The following is a 14,615-nucleotide window of genomic DNA, read 5'->3' as shown; positions in this document are numbered from 1 at the left end:
TCCCTGCAATGGCGCCGCAAAACCTTGCGGCCCGCTGCCCTTCAGCCTTTTCCCTGGGCTGAAGGGTGGTCCAATCGGCGTCGTTTCTTTCTCCGACGTTGTCCGTGACTCTTCCTCTCTCCTGGCCACGCAGTCTGCGCCTGGCCACCGCCTTGGTGCTGGCGCTTTCCGGCCCCGCCTCAGCCCGAACACCCACGCCGATCTACGACAGTTCGGCGCTGCTCACGCCCCAGCCCACCAGCTTCTCCCAGTGTCCGCAGTTCTTCGCGCGTGGATCTCCACCTGCAGCGCCACCTGCGCCGCGCCGCCGGGAGCTCTGCTACGAGGCATTTGCCGTGTTGCATGACGGGGTGTCCCGCACGCCGCTCTATGTCGCCCAGCGGCTGACCCGCAGGAGCATCGAGGATGCAGACGAGCGCCGGGCCGACAGGTTTTTTGCTGACGCTCGGCTTCCCTCAGGTGAACGAGCGGAGCTGGATGACTACAAGCGATCAGGCTACTCACGCGGCCACATGGCGCCCGCTGGCGACATGCCCACTCCCACGGCCATGGCCCAGAGTTTTTCGCTGGCCAACATGGTCCCGCAGAACATTCAGCACAACGGTGGACCTTGGTCCAAGATCGAGCAGGACACACGGCAGTACGTGCTGCGCGCAAAGGGCGACGTTTATGTGATCACCGGGCCGGTCTTCACCGAATCCAGTCCGACCATCGGACGCAACGCAGTGAAGGTGCCCACCTACCTCTACAAGCTGGTGTACGACGCCACCACGCAGCGCGCCTGGGTGCACTGGCAAGCCAATCGTGAGGGAGAACGTGTCAGCCCACCGATCAGCTACCAGGAACTGGTCAAGCGAACCGGCATTGAGTTCCTGCCCAAGGTGGTGCCCCAGCACTGAGCGCGCGCCCCTGGGACCATGGTCCCAGGGTCATCTGGTGGTTGCGGCGAAAGCGCAATCCAACGGCACCGCTGCGCAAGTGCTCGCTCAGTGGCACGGGCCCAAGGCCTTAGAAGCCCTCTGCCTCGATCACCGGAATGAAGTCCCCGTGGAAGCCGACATCCACGACGCTGCCATCGGGATTGACCAGCGCCAGTCGCCCGGCCAGTATCCGGACACACAGGTTGCCCGCATAGCACCTGGCGAAAGCAGATCCGTCGAACGTGGTGCCAGTGCCGCCCACTGCGTGGTCGGGGAATTTGTGCTCCACCCAGTCAAAGATCCGGTCGTGCACTGCTGCCGTGGTCGGAGCACTCACATTGACGGCAGGCACTCCGTTCGTCGCGGTCACAGGTCCCACGGCGGCACGGTACTGCCATGCTGGCACCACGCCGGCAATCGCCCACAGACCGAGCCCGGCAGCTTGTGCATTGGCCTGCAGCGCCGGCAGAGAGCTCCCCGCTTCGAGGTACTTCGTGTAGGCCAGTGCACACCCTTGCGACACCATGGTGGCCCCGACGTTTCCGGCTGGCGTAGTGATGGACGCGACCGTTCGTCCGTAGCGGTCGGCGCCGTCCCTGCACATGGACACCGACTGGTTCTGCACCAGGTTCGCCAGGCACTGCGTGGCCTGCAGGCCATAGGCCTGGCTGCGCTCGGGGGCGTCGATCTGGTTGATCCGCACGCGTTCCGGACCGGTGGGTGTGTTCACCTGCAGCGTGTCGCCATCGATCACCCTCGTCACCGTGGCGGTCACGCAAGACAGTGGTGAGGGCGCGGGCTTGATCGCAGACTCGGGCGAGCCACCTGGCTGCGGCACCGGGGCAGGAGCCGGCACAGGGGCTGGCACTGGTACCGGAGCTGGGACGGGGACAGGTGCGGGCGCTGGTGGCGGCTTGGGCGCTGGAGGGGGTGGTGGTGGCGGAGGTGGCGGCGGGACGTGGCAGTGGCGCAGCCCGGTCCTGCTCTCCACATGGCAGCCATTTGCGTCGGTGCCTCCTGAATGGGCCAGGGCCAATGCGGGTGCGAGGCTGACGGCCGTGAAAAGCAATTGCAGTCGGAGTCTAGAGGTCATGGGCAAGCGTATCGCTGAGGGTTGGAGACCATGCGAGCGCTGGCCTTGAGTGGCGAAATGTAACCTTCAGGATACAAATCACAAACGACGCAATTACCCATTGCGGATTACGGAGTTTTGGTGGGGTGATGGGTGGAACCCAGCTTGCCCCATCGCCAGGGCAGTTCGCTCGCGTGGGCAAATCGGTGGTTAGAATCTCCACACCGGGGACTTGAGCGGTCTCCCCGGACACTAGGACACTCGCGGTCCCAAGTACTGCTCCTGATCATGGGTCACTGAACCCAGTTAGGAGCTCGACTTGAATTCGTCCCCCTCTCTTTCTTCCACTGAGCAGCAAGCGACCTTGCCCGGCTACACGCTGTGGCAGATGGTGCGCTACATGCTGCGTCTCGGTACGCTCGGCTTCGGCGGGCCGGTGGCGCTGGTGGGCTACATGTACCGCGATCTGGTGGAGGAGCGCCACTGGATCTCTGACGCGGACTACAAGGAGGGCATGGCGCTGGCCCAGCTCATGCCTGGCCCTCTTGCGGCGCAGTTGGCCATCTATCTGGGATATGTGCATTTCAGGCTCTGGGGCGCCACGCTGGTGGGCCTGGCTTTCGTGCTGCCGTCGTTCGTGATGGTGGTCGCCCTGGGCGTTGCCTACAAGGCCTATGGCGGCATCTCGTGGATGCAGGCCGTGTTCTACGGCGTCGGCGCCTCGGTGATCGGCATCATCGCCCTGAGCGCCTACAAACTCACGACCAAGAGCATTGGCAAAGACCGGCTCCTGTGGGCCATCTACCTGGTCAGCGCGGGCGTGACCATCGCCACCCAGTCGGAAGTCATCTGGGTGTTCCTGGGCGCTGGCCTGCTGGTGTGGGCCGTCCGTGGTCCTCTCAAGCGCACGGGCAGCCGGCTCCATGGCCTGGCATGGGCGGCGCCGCTTGCGGGTTCGCTCGGCCTTGACAACGTCGACTGGCAAAAGCTCGGGCAGATCGGGACCTACTTTGCCTATGCCGGCACCTTCGTGTTCGGCAGCGGGTTGGCCATCGTGCCCTTCCTCTACGGCGGCGTGGTCAAGGAATACGCCTGGCTTACGGACCGCCAGTTCGTTGACGCAGTGGCCGTGGCCATGATCACGCCCGGGCCGGTGGTCATCACCACCGGGTTCACCGGCTTCCTGACGGCCGGATTCTGGGGCGCCGTCGTCGCGGCCGCTGCCACCTTTCTGCCTTGCTACCTGCTCACCGTGATCCCGGCTCCGTACTTCAAGAAACATGGCAAGCAGCCCGCAGTCGTTGCCTTCGTGGATGGCGTCACCGCTGCGGCGGTGGGCGCCATCGCCGGCGCCGTGGTGGTGCTGGGACAGCGCTCCATCGTTGATCTGCCGACTGCGGCCCTGGCGCTCGCCACGGTCGCCGTGCTGTGGCGCTTCAAGAAGCTGCCAGAGCCCGTGGTCGTGCTCGCAGCGGCATTGATCGGCCTGGTTGTCTTTCCCCTCACCGTGCAGTTTTGACGTACCCGTCCCTACGAGGAAATCCCCATGAACTACAACATCCGCCCCCTGGCTTTGAATCCCGACCAGTTGAACGGCCTGTCCAGCCGCCTGATCACCAGCCACCACGAGAACAACTACACAGGAGCAATCAAACGGCTCAACGCCATACGCGGCGAGCTTGCTGCACTGGACTGGGGCCAAGCAGCCACGTTCACCATCAACGGCCTCAAGCGGGAGGAGTTGATCGCGGCCAACTCCGCGTTCCTGCACGAGCTGTACTTCGACAACCTGGGTGGAGACGGTGTCCTGCCTTCATGTGGGCTTTCGGTGGCGCTGGAGCGGGATTTCGGCTCGGTGGAGCGCTGGCGGCAGGAGTTCACCGGGCTGGCCAAGGCCATGGGCGGGGGGTCGGGATGGGCATTACTGTCCTGGTCCTCGCGCGAAAGCCGGCTGGTCATCCACTGGGCGGCAGACCACACGCACCTGATGGCGGGTGCGACCCCAGTGCTGGCGCTCGACATGTACGAGCACGCCTACCACATGGACTTCGGCGCCAAGGCAGGCGCCTATGTGGATGCGTTCATGGCCAACATCCAATGGGACAAGGTGTACCGGCGCTATGGTGCCGCCGTCGAGGCGGATGCTCTGGCACTGGGGGTTGATACCGCCGCTGTCCTGGCCCTTGGACAGGGAGCCATCGACGTGCGCCGCCAGGAAGACTACCTGCAGAGCGCGCAGATGGTAGCCGGGGCCTCGTGGCGGGATCCGTCGCGGGTAAAGGACTGGAGCCAGGAACTCGACCCCTCCAAGCCCGTGCTGCTGTACTGCCTGCGAGGCAAGGACATCGGCCGGTCCACCGTCCTGTCACTGCGTGCGCGTGGCTTTGATGCCCGGTACTTGAACGGCGGCATCGAGGCGTGGGAAGCGGCCGGCCTGCCATTGCAAGCGCGGGGAGGTTCGGTATGAAATGGGTCACCCGCGAGCGCCCAAAGATCGACCGCATTGCCTGCCCCTGGCTGATCGCGCGCTTCATCGACAAGGAGCCCGAATTCCTCTACGTGCCTGCGGCCTCGGTGCACAAGGTGGCGCAGGATACGGGCGCCACCCCCTACGACATGCCCGGGGTCGAGATGACCCACGTCGGCGACCTGTGCAGCTTCGATGCCTTTCTGAAGAAATACGATCTGTCCGACCCGGCCCTGCAGCAGTTGGCGATCATCGTCAGGGGTGCCGACACCTCCCGGCTCGGTCTGGCACCGCAATCGGCGGGGCTGTATGCCCTGTCGCTGGGGCTGTCGAAGCTCTACTGCGATGACCACGTGATGCTGGCCCATGGCCTGGTGATGTACGACGCCTTGTACGCCTGGTGCAAGTCCTGCCAGCAGGAAACCCACAACTGGCCGCCTCAGATGGGTGCTGTGGGTCCCGCATGAGCGCTTCGTTGAATGGGAAGAACGCGCGTCCGGCTCGCAATCGCCGCATCACCTGCAAGACCCTGTGGAATTGCCTGATGTGCGCCATCGCCCTGGTCGGGGTTTCAGCGGCTCTGGCCGGGGAGCGCAAGCTCTCCGGCCCCCAGATCCGCTCTGCGATCACGGGAAAATCCGTGAGCGACGGGCGCCATTGGAGCCATCATTACCTTGCGGACGGTCGACTGGAGCGTTCAGAAAACGGCCGAAACCGTGCTGGACGCTGGGATGTGCGGAGTGATCAGCTGTGCCTGCTGTTGCCCGAGGTCAGCATGAAAGATCCCATCTGCTTTGATGTGGTGCTGACCGGCGGAGAGCTCCAGTACCGGGATGAGCGAGCAGTGGTCTATCAAGGCGTGGCCCGGCCGCATCTGAGCGCTTCCGAGCGCGCGCCAGCCCTGCGAAACTGACGGCCACATTCCCGCATCAGGTTTTCACTTTCACCTGCGCATGCGCTGATACCATGGCCGCCAACACCTATCGCCCTTGTGTCTTTGAGGCACTGATGCCCAATATTTCCCAGTCGTACAGATTCACCCGCGACGAGCGCACGTCATCCTTGCCATTGTCGAGCGCGGCCACCGATGCGCTCAGTGCAATTTCCGTGTGGCGGGCACTTGATGGTGACCGCAGTTTGAGGGTGCTGATAGACAGCAGTCCCGACTATCTGGTGGCCGAACTCACCTTTCGGCCAGGCGAAATGGATGCGGCTATACGCGACCTCAATGACCTTTGCAAAGACCACGGGATCGTGCGCGAGATGCTGGCGACCACCTGAACGGTTCGCTACCAGTACATCCACCACCAGGGCGTGCCTGGTGGTTTTCCATCTCGGCTACAGCGCTTGATGCCTGCCGCGTCGAACTGCCGGCGCAGATTCTCGTTCTCGATGAACACTCCCTTGGCGACGGAAAACCACTGAAACCCCTCGGTGCCTCCCTCGTGCCCTGGCACATCGACTTGGCCACACAGAGTTCCGCCCGAGACTGTCCAGTTGCCCAGGTAGACCTCGTTTCTGAACTCGACCGATGGCGGATTGTTCAGCTGGGCCAGGACCTGTGCGCGCAACTCGCGCACCAGCAATGTCCGGTACAGCGCCACGGACGAAGCTCCCAAGGCAAGAAGTACGACGAAGACAAACGCTTTCTTCATGTCTTCAAGCCCGAAGGCTGCCTCGAACCAGGCTTGCAGGAGTGTTCCGGCCGTCGTCGCCAGCCCTGCGAGACCGGCACGCCTGCGCTGCAGCTGCACCGGCGCGGACAGAGCCACTGCGGTTCAATGCTCATGGCTGTGGTGCGCATCAGGCACATGGGCGTGCACATGGCTCAGCGGCTCATGCGCATGCAGGTGGCTGTGCGGCCCCTGCGGCATCACCGCATGGGTATGGTTGTGGTGCCCGTCATCGTGGCTGTGCGCGTGTTCGTGCTCCATGGCCTCGTGCTGGTGCCCATGGCCATGCGATTCCGCCAAGTGCAGCAGCACGCCCAGCACCATCAACACGCCACCCGCTGCCATGATCCAGCTGCCGCTGCGGTCGCCCAGCGCGATGGCCAGGGCCGCGCCGATGAAGGGCGCAAACGCGAACACCGAGCCCGTGCGCGCAGCGCCGAAGGCCCTCTGCGCGAGCAGGTAAAAGCGCAGGCTCAGCCCGTAGCCGGTGGCGCCCACTGCCAGCAAGGCCAGCACAGCGCCGATGCTTGGCAGCGGATCGCCAAAGACCAGCGCGAGGACGGCGGTTGCACTCGCCCCCAGCAAGGCTTTGCCCAGCACCACCTGTCCTGGATCACGCTCGGCCAGCGCCCGAGAAAGCGTGTTGTCCGCACCCCAGGCGGCCGTGGCCAGCAGCACGGCCAGCAAGCCCAGCAGCTGGCTGCCGCCGGCCTGCCCCTGGTCCATCACCAGCGCAATGCCCCCGGCCAGCAGCAAAAGCATCGCCGCCCACACGCGGCGGTCCATCGTCTCCCCGTACAACAGGCGCGCCAGCACGGCCGTGAACAGCGCCTCCAGTGTCAGCATCAGCGAGGCGCCGGTGCCGCTGGTGTGCTGCAGTCCCCAGGCCATGGCCACGGGGCCCAGCACCGCGCCGAACGCGGCCATGGACAGCAGCCGGGGCATGTCGCTGCGCGTGAGCCGCGCCTCCCGCTCGACCCGCTGGCGCGACAGCGCTCCCACCCCCGCCGCGCCCGCATACAGCAGGGCCGCGGTGGTGAACGCGCCCAGCCCAGCACCAAAGTGCTGGACCAGGGGCATGCTCACGCCGAACAGCGCAGCCGCCAGCAGGGCGAGCAGGCCACCGCGCAAAGACGGCCAATGCGTAGAGGCGCGGGTCATCGGCAGGTCACTTCACGGTAAAGCGCACGGTGATGGTCTTCTTGCTGCTGGTGGTCAGCACGGCTACCACCTTGGCCCCGGGCGACAGCTTGACGCCCCTGGCCTCCAGCTTGTTGCCGCCCGCGTGCTTGAGCGGTGCCTCCGACTTGTCGGCACCGTTGAGCACGGTGAGCTTGCCGTCATACCGGGAAGCATCGGCGGGCTCATCATGGTCCAGGGTGTAGATCAGGGCGCCATCAGGCGTGGCCACCAGTTCGAAGACGACGTGGTTGACGGTCTGCACCACGCCGCCATACATCGGATCGGGTGTGCCGTGGGCCAGGGCAGCTGGGGTGAAAGCCGCAGAGGCAGCCAGTACAGCGGCGGTGGCGAGGGCCTTGGAGAGCTGGTTTTTCACGGTCATTGGATTTTCCTTCAGTTGAGAATTGCATGGATCGGCGCGCTTTGACAGGCGGCGCACAAAGGCCTTTGGAACGAAACGGGAGGCGGTAGCAGGGTCAATAGGCCTCCTGCGCTCGAGGAGCATCGCCATCGCCCTGGGTATCTCCAGCCAGCAGGCGTTCTGTTGCGCGCCTGCCGAACAGCCAGAACATCACGGGCGTGAGCAGCGTGTCGAGCAAGGTGGAGCTGACGAGCCCGCCGAAGATCACCACCGCCACCGGGTGCAGGATCTCCTTGCCAGGGGCATCGGCCGCCAGCAGCAGCGGCGTGAGCGCAAAGGCCGCCACGAGTGCCGTCATCAGCACGGGGGTCAGGCGCTCCAGCGAGCCGCGCACGACCATGGCCTGGCTGAAGCTCTCGCCCTCGAACTTGCACAGGTTGATGTAGTGGCTGACCTTGAGAATGCCGTTGCGCGTGGCGATGCCCGCCAGCGTGATGAAGCCCACCATCGACGCCACCGACAGGCTCACCCCAGCCAGCCACATGGCCACCACGCTTCCGATGAGGGCCAAGGGGATGTTGGCCATGATGATGCCGGCCAGCACTGCCGACTGGTAGCGCGCATACAGCACCAGGAAGACCATCGCCAGCGACACCAGCGACAGGCCCACGATCAGCTGCATGGCCTGCTCCTGGGCCTGGAACTGGCCCTCCAGGCTCAGGAAGGTGCCTGGCGGCAAGGGCGTCTTCGCCATGGCTGCACGGATATCAGCGATCACACGGCCCATGTCCGAGCCATCGGTGTTGGCGTAGACCACGATGCGCCGGCGCCCGTTCTCGCGGCCGATCTGGTTGGGGCCATCGGTCTCCTGCACCGTGGCGATGGCCGACACCGGTATGCGGCCCGAGGGCGTGTCGATCAGGGTCTGTGCCAGGTCCTGCGGGCCGCGCTTGCCGTCGGGCAGGCGCAGCACCAGCTCGTAGCGGCGCAGGCCATCCACGATCTGGGCGCCGTGCGCGCCGTCGGTCAGGGCCTGCAGCACGCGAATGGCTTCACCTGGCGACAGCCCGGCCTGCGCGGCCTTGCGGTGGTCCAGCCGCACGGTGATCTGGGGGATCAGCACCTGCTTTTCCACCGACAGGTCCACCAGGCCCGGCACCGCCACCAGTTGCTGGCGCATCTGCTCGGCCAGGCCGCGCAGCGTGTCGGTGTCGTCGCCGAAGATCTTGAGCGCGATCTGCGCCCGCACGCCCGAGAGCAAATGGTCCAGCCGGTGCGATATGGGCTGGCCGATGGCGACCTGCGCGGGCAGCACCGCCAGGCGGGCGCGGATGTCGGCCATCACGGCTTCGCGGTCACGGTCCGAGCGCTTGAGGTCCACATCGATCTCGGCCGAGTGCACGCCTTCGGCATGTTCGTCGAGCTCTGCGCGCCCCGTGCGGCGGCCGACCTGGGTGACCTCGGGCACCTCGGCGATCAAGGTCTCGGCCAGCGCACCCATGCGGTTGGCTTCGGCCAGCGCCGAGCCGGGCGTGAACACCATGCCCAGCACCAGCGAGCCTTCGTTGAACGCCGGCAGGAACGCCCGCGGGAAGAACGGCACGCTGGCTGCCGCAGCGGCAACGGCCAGCGCAGCCACCGCCATCAGCGCCTTGGCTCGCGCAAACGACCAGTTCAACACCCGCTCCTCGCGCCGCTTGAGCCAAGCCACCAACGCGCTGTCGCCATGGTCCAGCCGCTTCATGCGCGGCAGCAGGTACTGGCTGAGCACGGGTGTGACGGTCATCGACACCAGCATGGAGGCCAGCACCGAGACGATGTAGGCAATGCCCAGCGGGGTAAACAGCCGCCCCTCGATGCCCGGCAGCGCGAACAGCGGCACGAACACCAGCACCACGATGGCGGTGGCGTAGACGATGCCCGAGCGCACCTCCACGCTGGCCCGGCGCACAACCTCCAGGGTGGATAGCGGGTTGCCCTGGGCGCGGTTTTGCTTGAGGCGGCGCAGGATGTTTTCCACATCCACCACCGCATCGTCCACCAGCTCACCGATGGCGATGGCCAGCCCGCCCAGCGTCATCACGTTGATCGACTGGTCGAGCAGGCGAAACACCAGCGCCGTGACGGCCAGCGACAGCGGAATGGCCACCAGCGAGATCAGCGTGGTGCGCTCCGACAGCAGAAAGGCGAACAGCACGATGGCCACCATGATGGCGCCGTCGCGCAGCGCCTCGGTCACGTTGCCGATGGACGCCTCGATGAAGTCCGCCTGCCGAAACAGCACCTTGGGCGCGGTCAGGCCGGCCGGCAGGCCCTGCTTCAGGTCGCTCAGCGCCGCCTCGATGGCGTGGGTGATCTTCACGGTGTCGGCCGCCGGCTGCTTCTGCACGCTGACGATGACGGCCGGCGCGCCGCCGTAACCTGCATCACCGCGCTTCATGGCGGGGGCGTAACGCACCGTGGCTACCTGCTCGAGCAGGATGGCCCGCCCATCCTTCCAGGCCACGGCAACACCTTGGAGGTCTTCCACCCGGTTGGTGCGGCCGATGTGGCGGATCAGGAACTCGCGGCTGTTGAGGTCGATGAACCCGCCGCCGGCATTGCCCGCAAAGCCCTTGAGCGCCTGCTCGACCTGGGTCAGCGATACGCCGAACTGAGCCATGCGCGCCGTGTCGGGCTCCACCCGCAACTGGCGCACCTCGCCGCCAATGGGAATGACCTGGGACACACCAGGGATCGACAGCAGGCGCGGGCGCAGCACGAAGTCGGCGTACTCGCGCGCCTGCATGGGCGTGGCCTGGGCCACCTTGCCATCCCCTGCGGACAGCGGAAGTGCGATCAGCATCACCTCACCCATGATGGAAGACACCGGCCCCATGACCGGCGCGATGCCGGCGGGCAACTGCTCACGCACCTGCGCCAGGCGCTCGGCCACTAGCTGGCGGTTGCGGTAGATGTCCGTACCCCAGTCGAACTCGGCATACAGGATGGACAGGCCCACGCCCGATGTGGAGCGCACGCGCGTGACACCCGGCATGCCGTTGAGGGCTGTCTCCAGCGGAAAGGTGACGAGCTGCTCCACCTCTTCGGGGGCCATGCCCCCGGCCTCTGTCAGCACCGTGACCAGGGGCTTGTTGAGGTCCGGGAACACATCCACCGGCGTGCGCCAGGCAGTGATGGCCCCCCAGGCCAGCAGCAGCGCGGCGGCTGCCAGCACGAACAGCCGGTTGTGCAGGCTGTTTCTAACGATCCAGTTGAACATTGCGTTGGGCTCCGTTCAGCGGATCTGTGCGATCAGCGGTGCGCCTTGCACCACCACGCTGTTTTCGGCGCCCAGGCCCTGGGTCACCACGACCGTGGCGGCATCGAGCGAGCGGTACTGCACGGGCTGCGGGATGTAGCGCTCGGCACCGGACTTGATCCAGACGATGGGCTCATTGGCGCTGTTGCGCACCACGGCCTGGGCCGGCAGTACGAAGCCCTTGACCTGCTCCTTGAGCGCGGCGACCACCGTCACCGGCTGGCCCACGGCTAGCGGCAAGGGGGTGCCCGCCTTGTCCGATGCGGCCCGAAAGGTCATGGGCAAGACGCCGTCGCGCAGGCTGCGCGCCGCACCGACCAGCTGCAGCTTCACGCCGGCGACGCCGGCCAGGTGCGCATCGCCCGCGCGCGCCGGTAGTCCGGGATCGGCGGTTGTGGCCTCGATCAGCACGCGGGCGGGGTCGATCACCTCAAACAGCACCTCGCGTGCTTCCACCACCTGGCCCCGGGTCGCATCGGCCCTGGCGATCACACCGGACACGGGCGCCGTCAACGCCTCCCGGGCGCCCAGGCTGGCGGAGATGCTTCGCTCTCGGGCGGTGAAGCTTTGCAGTTCAGCTCGCGCCGCCTCGATCTCTTTGCGCGGCACGGTACCTTCGAGGCCTTCGAGCCGCGCCACGCGCTGGGCTGCCAGGCCGCGCCCGCTGCGCAGCTCGGCGAGCTGGGCCTGCTGGTTGGCCAATGCATAGGGCTCGGCATGGTGCGCCACGTAGGCCAGCACTTCCCCCTGGCGCACCGCCTGGCCTGCCACCGGCAAGCCCTTGGGTCCGGCTTCGAGGCGCCCGCCATGGACCGCCTGGACCCGGCCGCTGGCATTGGGATCCACGATCACGCGACCGGACAGTTCCACCGTTGCGGCGGAGTCGGATTCCAGTGCGACCTGGGTGCGGATGCCCAGGCGCCGCTGGGCGAGCATAGGAACGTTGACGCTGCCATCGGGCAGGCGCATCAGCCCGGATGCGCTGGTGGGCGCCGCCGGTGCATCCAGATGCTCGCCATTGGGTCCATGGGCGCCGGGCGCGGCCCAGCCGGGGGCTGCGCAAACCGCAAGGGCCAGGGCGAGTGCCGCAGCGCGGGCTTGTGGGATCGACGGGTTCATCATTGCGCACCTCCCACGGGCGTGGAAACAGGGGCCTTCTTGCGGCCAAACAGCCAGCCAACGGCCACCAGTACCACGAGTGCCAAGGCGAGCCACACCGTTCGGGAGGGCCCATGGGCATGGCCCTCGTCATGAGAATGGCCATGGTCACCGGCCGCTGCTCCGGGCACGTTGAGCGTCCCGTCGAGGAGATCGGTGTCGGTGCCCGCCAGGATGGTGATCACCAGGGAATGGTCGCCTGGGGCGGCAAGCGCCTTGAGCATGGCCGCGTCATCGACGGCGTAGTCACCCATGTCGGCGTGGAACTTGGCAGGGGCCTTGAGCGTGCCGGTTTCCACCTCGACCGTGGCATTGAGCACCGGTTCGTTGGTGGCATAGCGGTTGATCAGCAGGGACAGTTCGCCGCCCTGTAGCCGGCCCACCAGTTCGAATGCCTCCGAACGGGCTTCAATGCGCGGAACGGAGCCGCCGGTGCTGCCGGCCTGGGCGGGCGCGTCCAGATGCTCTCCGTTGGGGCCGTGGGCACCAGGGGATGCGAAGGCAGGAGTACCTGAGAGCAGCAGCGCCGCAAAGCATGCGCAGAGCAGCAGCCCTGCGCTGCGATAAGAGATCGAGAAGATTGCGTGGTTCATGGAAGGTTTCCAAGGGCTTGTTCGAGTCGGGCCTGGGCCAGGCCCAGCGCTGTGTGTTGGCGGGCCAGACCAGCATCCGCCTGGGCTGCGGCAGAGGCGGCGCGCAGCAGTTCCGGCAAAGGCGTTTCTCCTGCCTTGAAGGAGCGGTCAATGAGGCCCGCGCGCTCGCGCAGCAGGACTGCGCGCTGGCGTTCTGCTTGCAGTTGCTGCTCAGTGGCGCGCACCGCTGCCTGCGCCTGTACGGCTTCGGCGGCCAGCCGCTCCTGCGTGCGCTGCGCCTTGGCTTCGGCCACATCGATCTCGCTCAACGCAGCAGCCTCCAGCGGCTGGTTGCGACCATCGGTGCCCAGAGGGATACGCACGCCGAATCCGATACTGTTCTGCGCCGATTCGCCGCGCCCCGGCACGTCCTGGCGCAGGCGCAGCAGCAACTCGGGCGGGTCGCGCCGGGAGGTCGTCACCACATGGAGCCGCTTGCGCGCCCGCTCCACCGTCAGCCGGGCAACGCGGGCATCGGGATGGGCCTCTGCCAGGAAGATCGGGGGCTGCTGGGCGGCGGCTGCGGATGGCACGGCTTCGGCGACGGCCTCCATGCCCGTCAGCAAGGTCCATTGCGATTGGCTGGCTGCCAGCCGCTGCCGTGCTGCGAGGAGCACCGAGTTGGCCGCGAGCCGCTCAGCATTCGCGGCAAGGGCATCAGCATGGGCCAGGTCACCGGCCCTCACGCGGCGCTGCACGTCGTCGGCAATGCCTTGGAGGTAGCGGACCTGGGCATCCGCCAGGTCGACCTCCGCGCGCTGGGACGCGATGGCCCATGCCGCTTCGCGCACCAGGCCGGCATAGTGCAGCCGTCCGGCTTCGATGGCCGCCTGCGCCAGTTCAATGTCGACATCCACGGCCGCGCCACGCGCGCTGCGCTGGCCCGGCAGCCACAGCGGCCAGGCAAGGCCGGCCTCGGTCTCGCGGCGACCGGCGGATGTCTGCCACCGGTCATCGCGATGGGACAGCTCCAGCGAGGGAGGAGCCGCCCAGAGGCTGGAGGCGGCGGCTCGCTCAGCCTGCGCGCGCCGGGTCTGGCCATCGGCCTCGCGCGCCTGGATGGCCCGCTGCCAGGCGGAATCGACCGCCTGCGCCAGGGTGGGCGCCATAGGGAATGGCGCGATGGGAGGTGATGCGGGGGTGGGCTGTGCAATGCCTGTGCCCATGAGGACGCAGCTCAATGCACTGCCTGCAGCGACACGCGCTACAAGCCCGGGGAAGGAGAAACTCACAGGAATCCTGACTGATCAATGGCGATCAGCCAGCGTCCCCAGCGCGCACAGGCATGGGGCCGCAAAAACTGATCGCACCGAGAAACTGCCCGGCCCTTGGATACAGGCCGAGCGCTACGGATGGGTCAGGAGATCAGTCGAGGGGGCCTTCGCAGGCCGTCAAGGTAAGGAGGGGGAGCCGCAGCCTGGGCCACATCAGCCGGGGCAGGCAGGCGGTCGAAGCGCAGCGACAGCACCGGAAACTGGATCAGCGCTGCAGTGCCGGGACCGGCGTCGGCCAGCAGGTGCGCGATGGACTCGGACGAATCGTCCTGGTGGGCCACGCCGTCTTCGTCGTGGTGGTGCGCGAGACCTTCCCAGTGCATCTCGGCATGCTCCGCCTGGAAAGCTTCGTCATGGCCGAGCACGACCGACTGCCGGGCCGTTGCGAAGGCTTGGCAGAAGAAAGACAGCAGCAGGAGGACGGCGAGAAGCCGGCGCATGGAGAGTGGCGGTGCCAATTGAGAATTCGTCGCGATGATAGCGGTACAAATGCGCCCGGCGGTGAAATCGCTCGGTCTGTCCAAGGTCATGGCATTTCTGGGCGGTGCGAACGCGGATCTGCGCCAATAGCTGTT

The 14,615-nt window shown here is 66.6% G+C and carries 15 protein-coding genes and 1 pseudogene; 6 read left to right on the top strand and 10 right to left on the bottom strand.

Annotated features, from left to right (window positions below; all coding sequences use genetic code 11):
- The first annotated feature begins 155 nt into the window (after positions 1–155).
- Positions 156–899, top strand: a complete 744-nt coding sequence (locus tag ACK59X_RS08215) for a DNA/RNA non-specific endonuclease (protein WP_409956412.1) — start codon at positions 156–158, stop codon at positions 897–899.
- 109 nt (positions 900–1,008) lie between these two features.
- On the opposite strand, the gene ACK59X_RS08210 is transcribed toward ACK59X_RS08215, so the two are convergent.
- Positions 1,009–1,695, bottom strand: coding sequence for a thermonuclease family protein (locus ACK59X_RS08210; RefSeq protein ID WP_409956411.1), 687 nt, complete (start codon positions 1,693–1,695; stop codon positions 1,009–1,011).
- 192 nt (positions 1,696–1,887) lie between these two features.
- Positions 1,888–2,013 (bottom strand): annotated as a pseudogene (locus ACK59X_RS08205) (YHYH domain-containing protein); the annotation flags it as partial.
- 367 nt (positions 2,014–2,380) lie between these two features.
- Between ACK59X_RS08205 and ACK59X_RS08200 the strand changes: the two are divergent.
- Genes ACK59X_RS08200 through ACK59X_RS08180 form a run of 5 tightly spaced genes read left to right on the top strand, consistent with a single transcriptional unit; the run spans position 2,381 to position 5,740 of the window.
- Positions 2,381–3,511, top strand: a complete 1,131-nt coding sequence (locus ACK59X_RS08200; RefSeq protein WP_409956410.1) for a chromate transporter — start codon at positions 2,381–2,383, stop codon at positions 3,509–3,511.
- Positions 3,512–3,538: 27 nt separating this feature from the next.
- Positions 3,539–4,459 (top strand): Fe-Mn family superoxide dismutase, encoded by a 921-nt coding sequence (locus tag ACK59X_RS08195; RefSeq protein WP_409956389.1) that lies wholly within the window; start codon positions 3,539–3,541, stop codon positions 4,457–4,459.
- Entirely contained in the window at positions 4,456–4,926 is a 471-nt protein-coding gene (locus tag ACK59X_RS08190) for a chromate resistance protein ChrB domain-containing protein (protein WP_409956388.1), read from the top strand. The genes ACK59X_RS08195 and ACK59X_RS08190 overlap by 4 nt, the downstream gene beginning before the upstream one ends.
- Complete coding sequence (locus ACK59X_RS08185; RefSeq protein ID WP_409956387.1) at positions 4,923–5,372, top strand: hypothetical protein; 450 nt, start codon at positions 4,923–4,925, stop codon at positions 5,370–5,372. Before ACK59X_RS08190 ends, ACK59X_RS08185 begins: the two co-directional genes overlap by 4 nt.
- Before the next feature lie 53 nt (positions 5,373–5,425).
- Entirely contained in the window at positions 5,426–5,740 is a 315-nt protein-coding gene (locus ACK59X_RS08180) for a hypothetical protein (RefSeq protein ID WP_409956386.1), read from the top strand.
- An 8-nt stretch (positions 5,741–5,748) separates the two neighbouring features.
- Here ACK59X_RS08180 and ACK59X_RS08175 read toward each other — a convergent pair whose 3' ends face one another.
- The 8 genes from ACK59X_RS08175 to ACK59X_RS08140 form a co-directional block, all read right to left on the bottom strand.
- The gene (locus tag ACK59X_RS08175) at positions 5,749–6,231 is read right to left on the bottom strand and encodes a hypothetical protein (RefSeq protein ID WP_409956385.1); all 483 of its coding nucleotides are present in this window, start codon (positions 6,229–6,231) and stop codon (positions 5,749–5,751) included.
- A gap of 6 nt (positions 6,232–6,237) precedes the next feature.
- Entirely contained in the window at positions 6,238–7,293 is a 1,056-nt protein-coding gene (locus tag ACK59X_RS08170) for an EamA family transporter (protein ID WP_409956384.1), read from the bottom strand.
- Between the two features lie 7 nt (positions 7,294–7,300).
- Entirely contained in the window at positions 7,301–7,696 is a 396-nt protein-coding gene (locus ACK59X_RS08165; RefSeq protein ID WP_409956383.1) for a hypothetical protein, read from the bottom strand.
- A 94-nt stretch (positions 7,697–7,790) separates the two neighbouring features.
- Complete coding sequence (locus ACK59X_RS08160) at positions 7,791–10,937, bottom strand: efflux RND transporter permease subunit (RefSeq protein WP_409956382.1); 3,147 nt, start codon at positions 10,935–10,937, stop codon at positions 7,791–7,793.
- Between the two features lie 15 nt (positions 10,938–10,952).
- Positions 10,953–12,098, bottom strand: a complete 1,146-nt coding sequence (locus tag ACK59X_RS08155) for an efflux RND transporter periplasmic adaptor subunit (RefSeq protein ID WP_409956381.1) — start codon at positions 12,096–12,098, stop codon at positions 10,953–10,955.
- Positions 12,095–12,727, bottom strand: a complete 633-nt coding sequence (locus ACK59X_RS08150; protein ID WP_409956380.1) for a hypothetical protein — start codon at positions 12,725–12,727, stop codon at positions 12,095–12,097. The genes ACK59X_RS08155 and ACK59X_RS08150 overlap by 4 nt, the downstream gene beginning before the upstream one ends.
- A complete protein-coding gene (locus ACK59X_RS08145) occupies positions 12,724–13,875 on the bottom strand; it encodes a TolC family protein (RefSeq protein ID WP_409956379.1) in 1,152 nt (383 codons plus the stop codon). The genes ACK59X_RS08150 and ACK59X_RS08145 overlap by 4 nt, the downstream gene beginning before the upstream one ends.
- Positions 13,876–14,123: 248 nt before the next feature.
- Entirely contained in the window at positions 14,124–14,570 is a 447-nt protein-coding gene (locus tag ACK59X_RS08140; RefSeq protein WP_409956378.1) for a hypothetical protein, read from the bottom strand.
- Between the last annotated feature and the right edge of the window lie 45 nt (positions 14,571–14,615).

The organism is Acidovorax sp. (assembly GCF_046339755.1).
In the GTDB taxonomy this organism is placed as follows: domain Bacteria; phylum Pseudomonadota; class Gammaproteobacteria; order Burkholderiales; family Burkholderiaceae_C; genus Acidovorax.
Note: the sequence above shows the minus strand (reverse complement) of the source record. Positions and strands in the feature narration are given on the sequence as shown.

Excerpts from the sequence above, each read along its gene's own strand:
- ACK59X_RS08200 (WP_409956410.1), top strand. The coding sequence starts at position 2,381 with ATGGTGCGCTACATGCTGCGTCTCGGTACGCTCGGCTTCGGCGGGCCG.
- ACK59X_RS08195 (WP_409956389.1), top strand. The coding sequence starts at position 3,539 with ATGAACTACAACATCCGCCCCCTGGCTTTGAATCCCGACCAGTTGAAC.
- ACK59X_RS08190 (WP_409956388.1), top strand. The coding sequence starts at position 4,456 with ATGAAATGGGTCACCCGCGAGCGCCCAAAGATCGACCGCATTGCCTGC.
- ACK59X_RS08185 (WP_409956387.1), top strand. The coding sequence starts at position 4,923 with ATGAGCGCTTCGTTGAATGGGAAGAACGCGCGTCCGGCTCGCAATCGC.
- ACK59X_RS08180 (WP_409956386.1), top strand. The coding sequence starts at position 5,426 with ATGGCCGCCAACACCTATCGCCCTTGTGTCTTTGAGGCACTGATGCCC.
- ACK59X_RS08170 (WP_409956384.1), bottom strand. The coding sequence starts at position 7,293 with ATGACCCGCGCCTCTACGCATTGGCCGTCTTTGCGCGGTGGCCTGCTC.
- ACK59X_RS08165 (WP_409956383.1), bottom strand. The coding sequence starts at position 7,696 with ATGACCGTGAAAAACCAGCTCTCCAAGGCCCTCGCCACCGCCGCTGTA.
- ACK59X_RS08160 (WP_409956382.1), bottom strand. The coding sequence starts at position 10,937 with ATGTTCAACTGGATCGTTAGAAACAGCCTGCACAACCGGCTGTTCGTG.
- ACK59X_RS08155 (WP_409956381.1), bottom strand. The coding sequence starts at position 12,098 with ATGATGAACCCGTCGATCCCACAAGCCCGCGCTGCGGCACTCGCCCTG.
- ACK59X_RS08150 (WP_409956380.1), bottom strand. The coding sequence starts at position 12,727 with ATGAACCACGCAATCTTCTCGATCTCTTATCGCAGCGCAGGGCTGCTG.
- ACK59X_RS08145 (WP_409956379.1), bottom strand. The coding sequence starts at position 13,875 with ATGGCGCCCACCCTGGCGCAGGCGGTCGATTCCGCCTGGCAGCGGGCC.
- ACK59X_RS08140 (WP_409956378.1), bottom strand. The coding sequence starts at position 14,570 with ATGACCTTGGACAGACCGAGCGATTTCACCGCCGGGCGCATTTGTACC.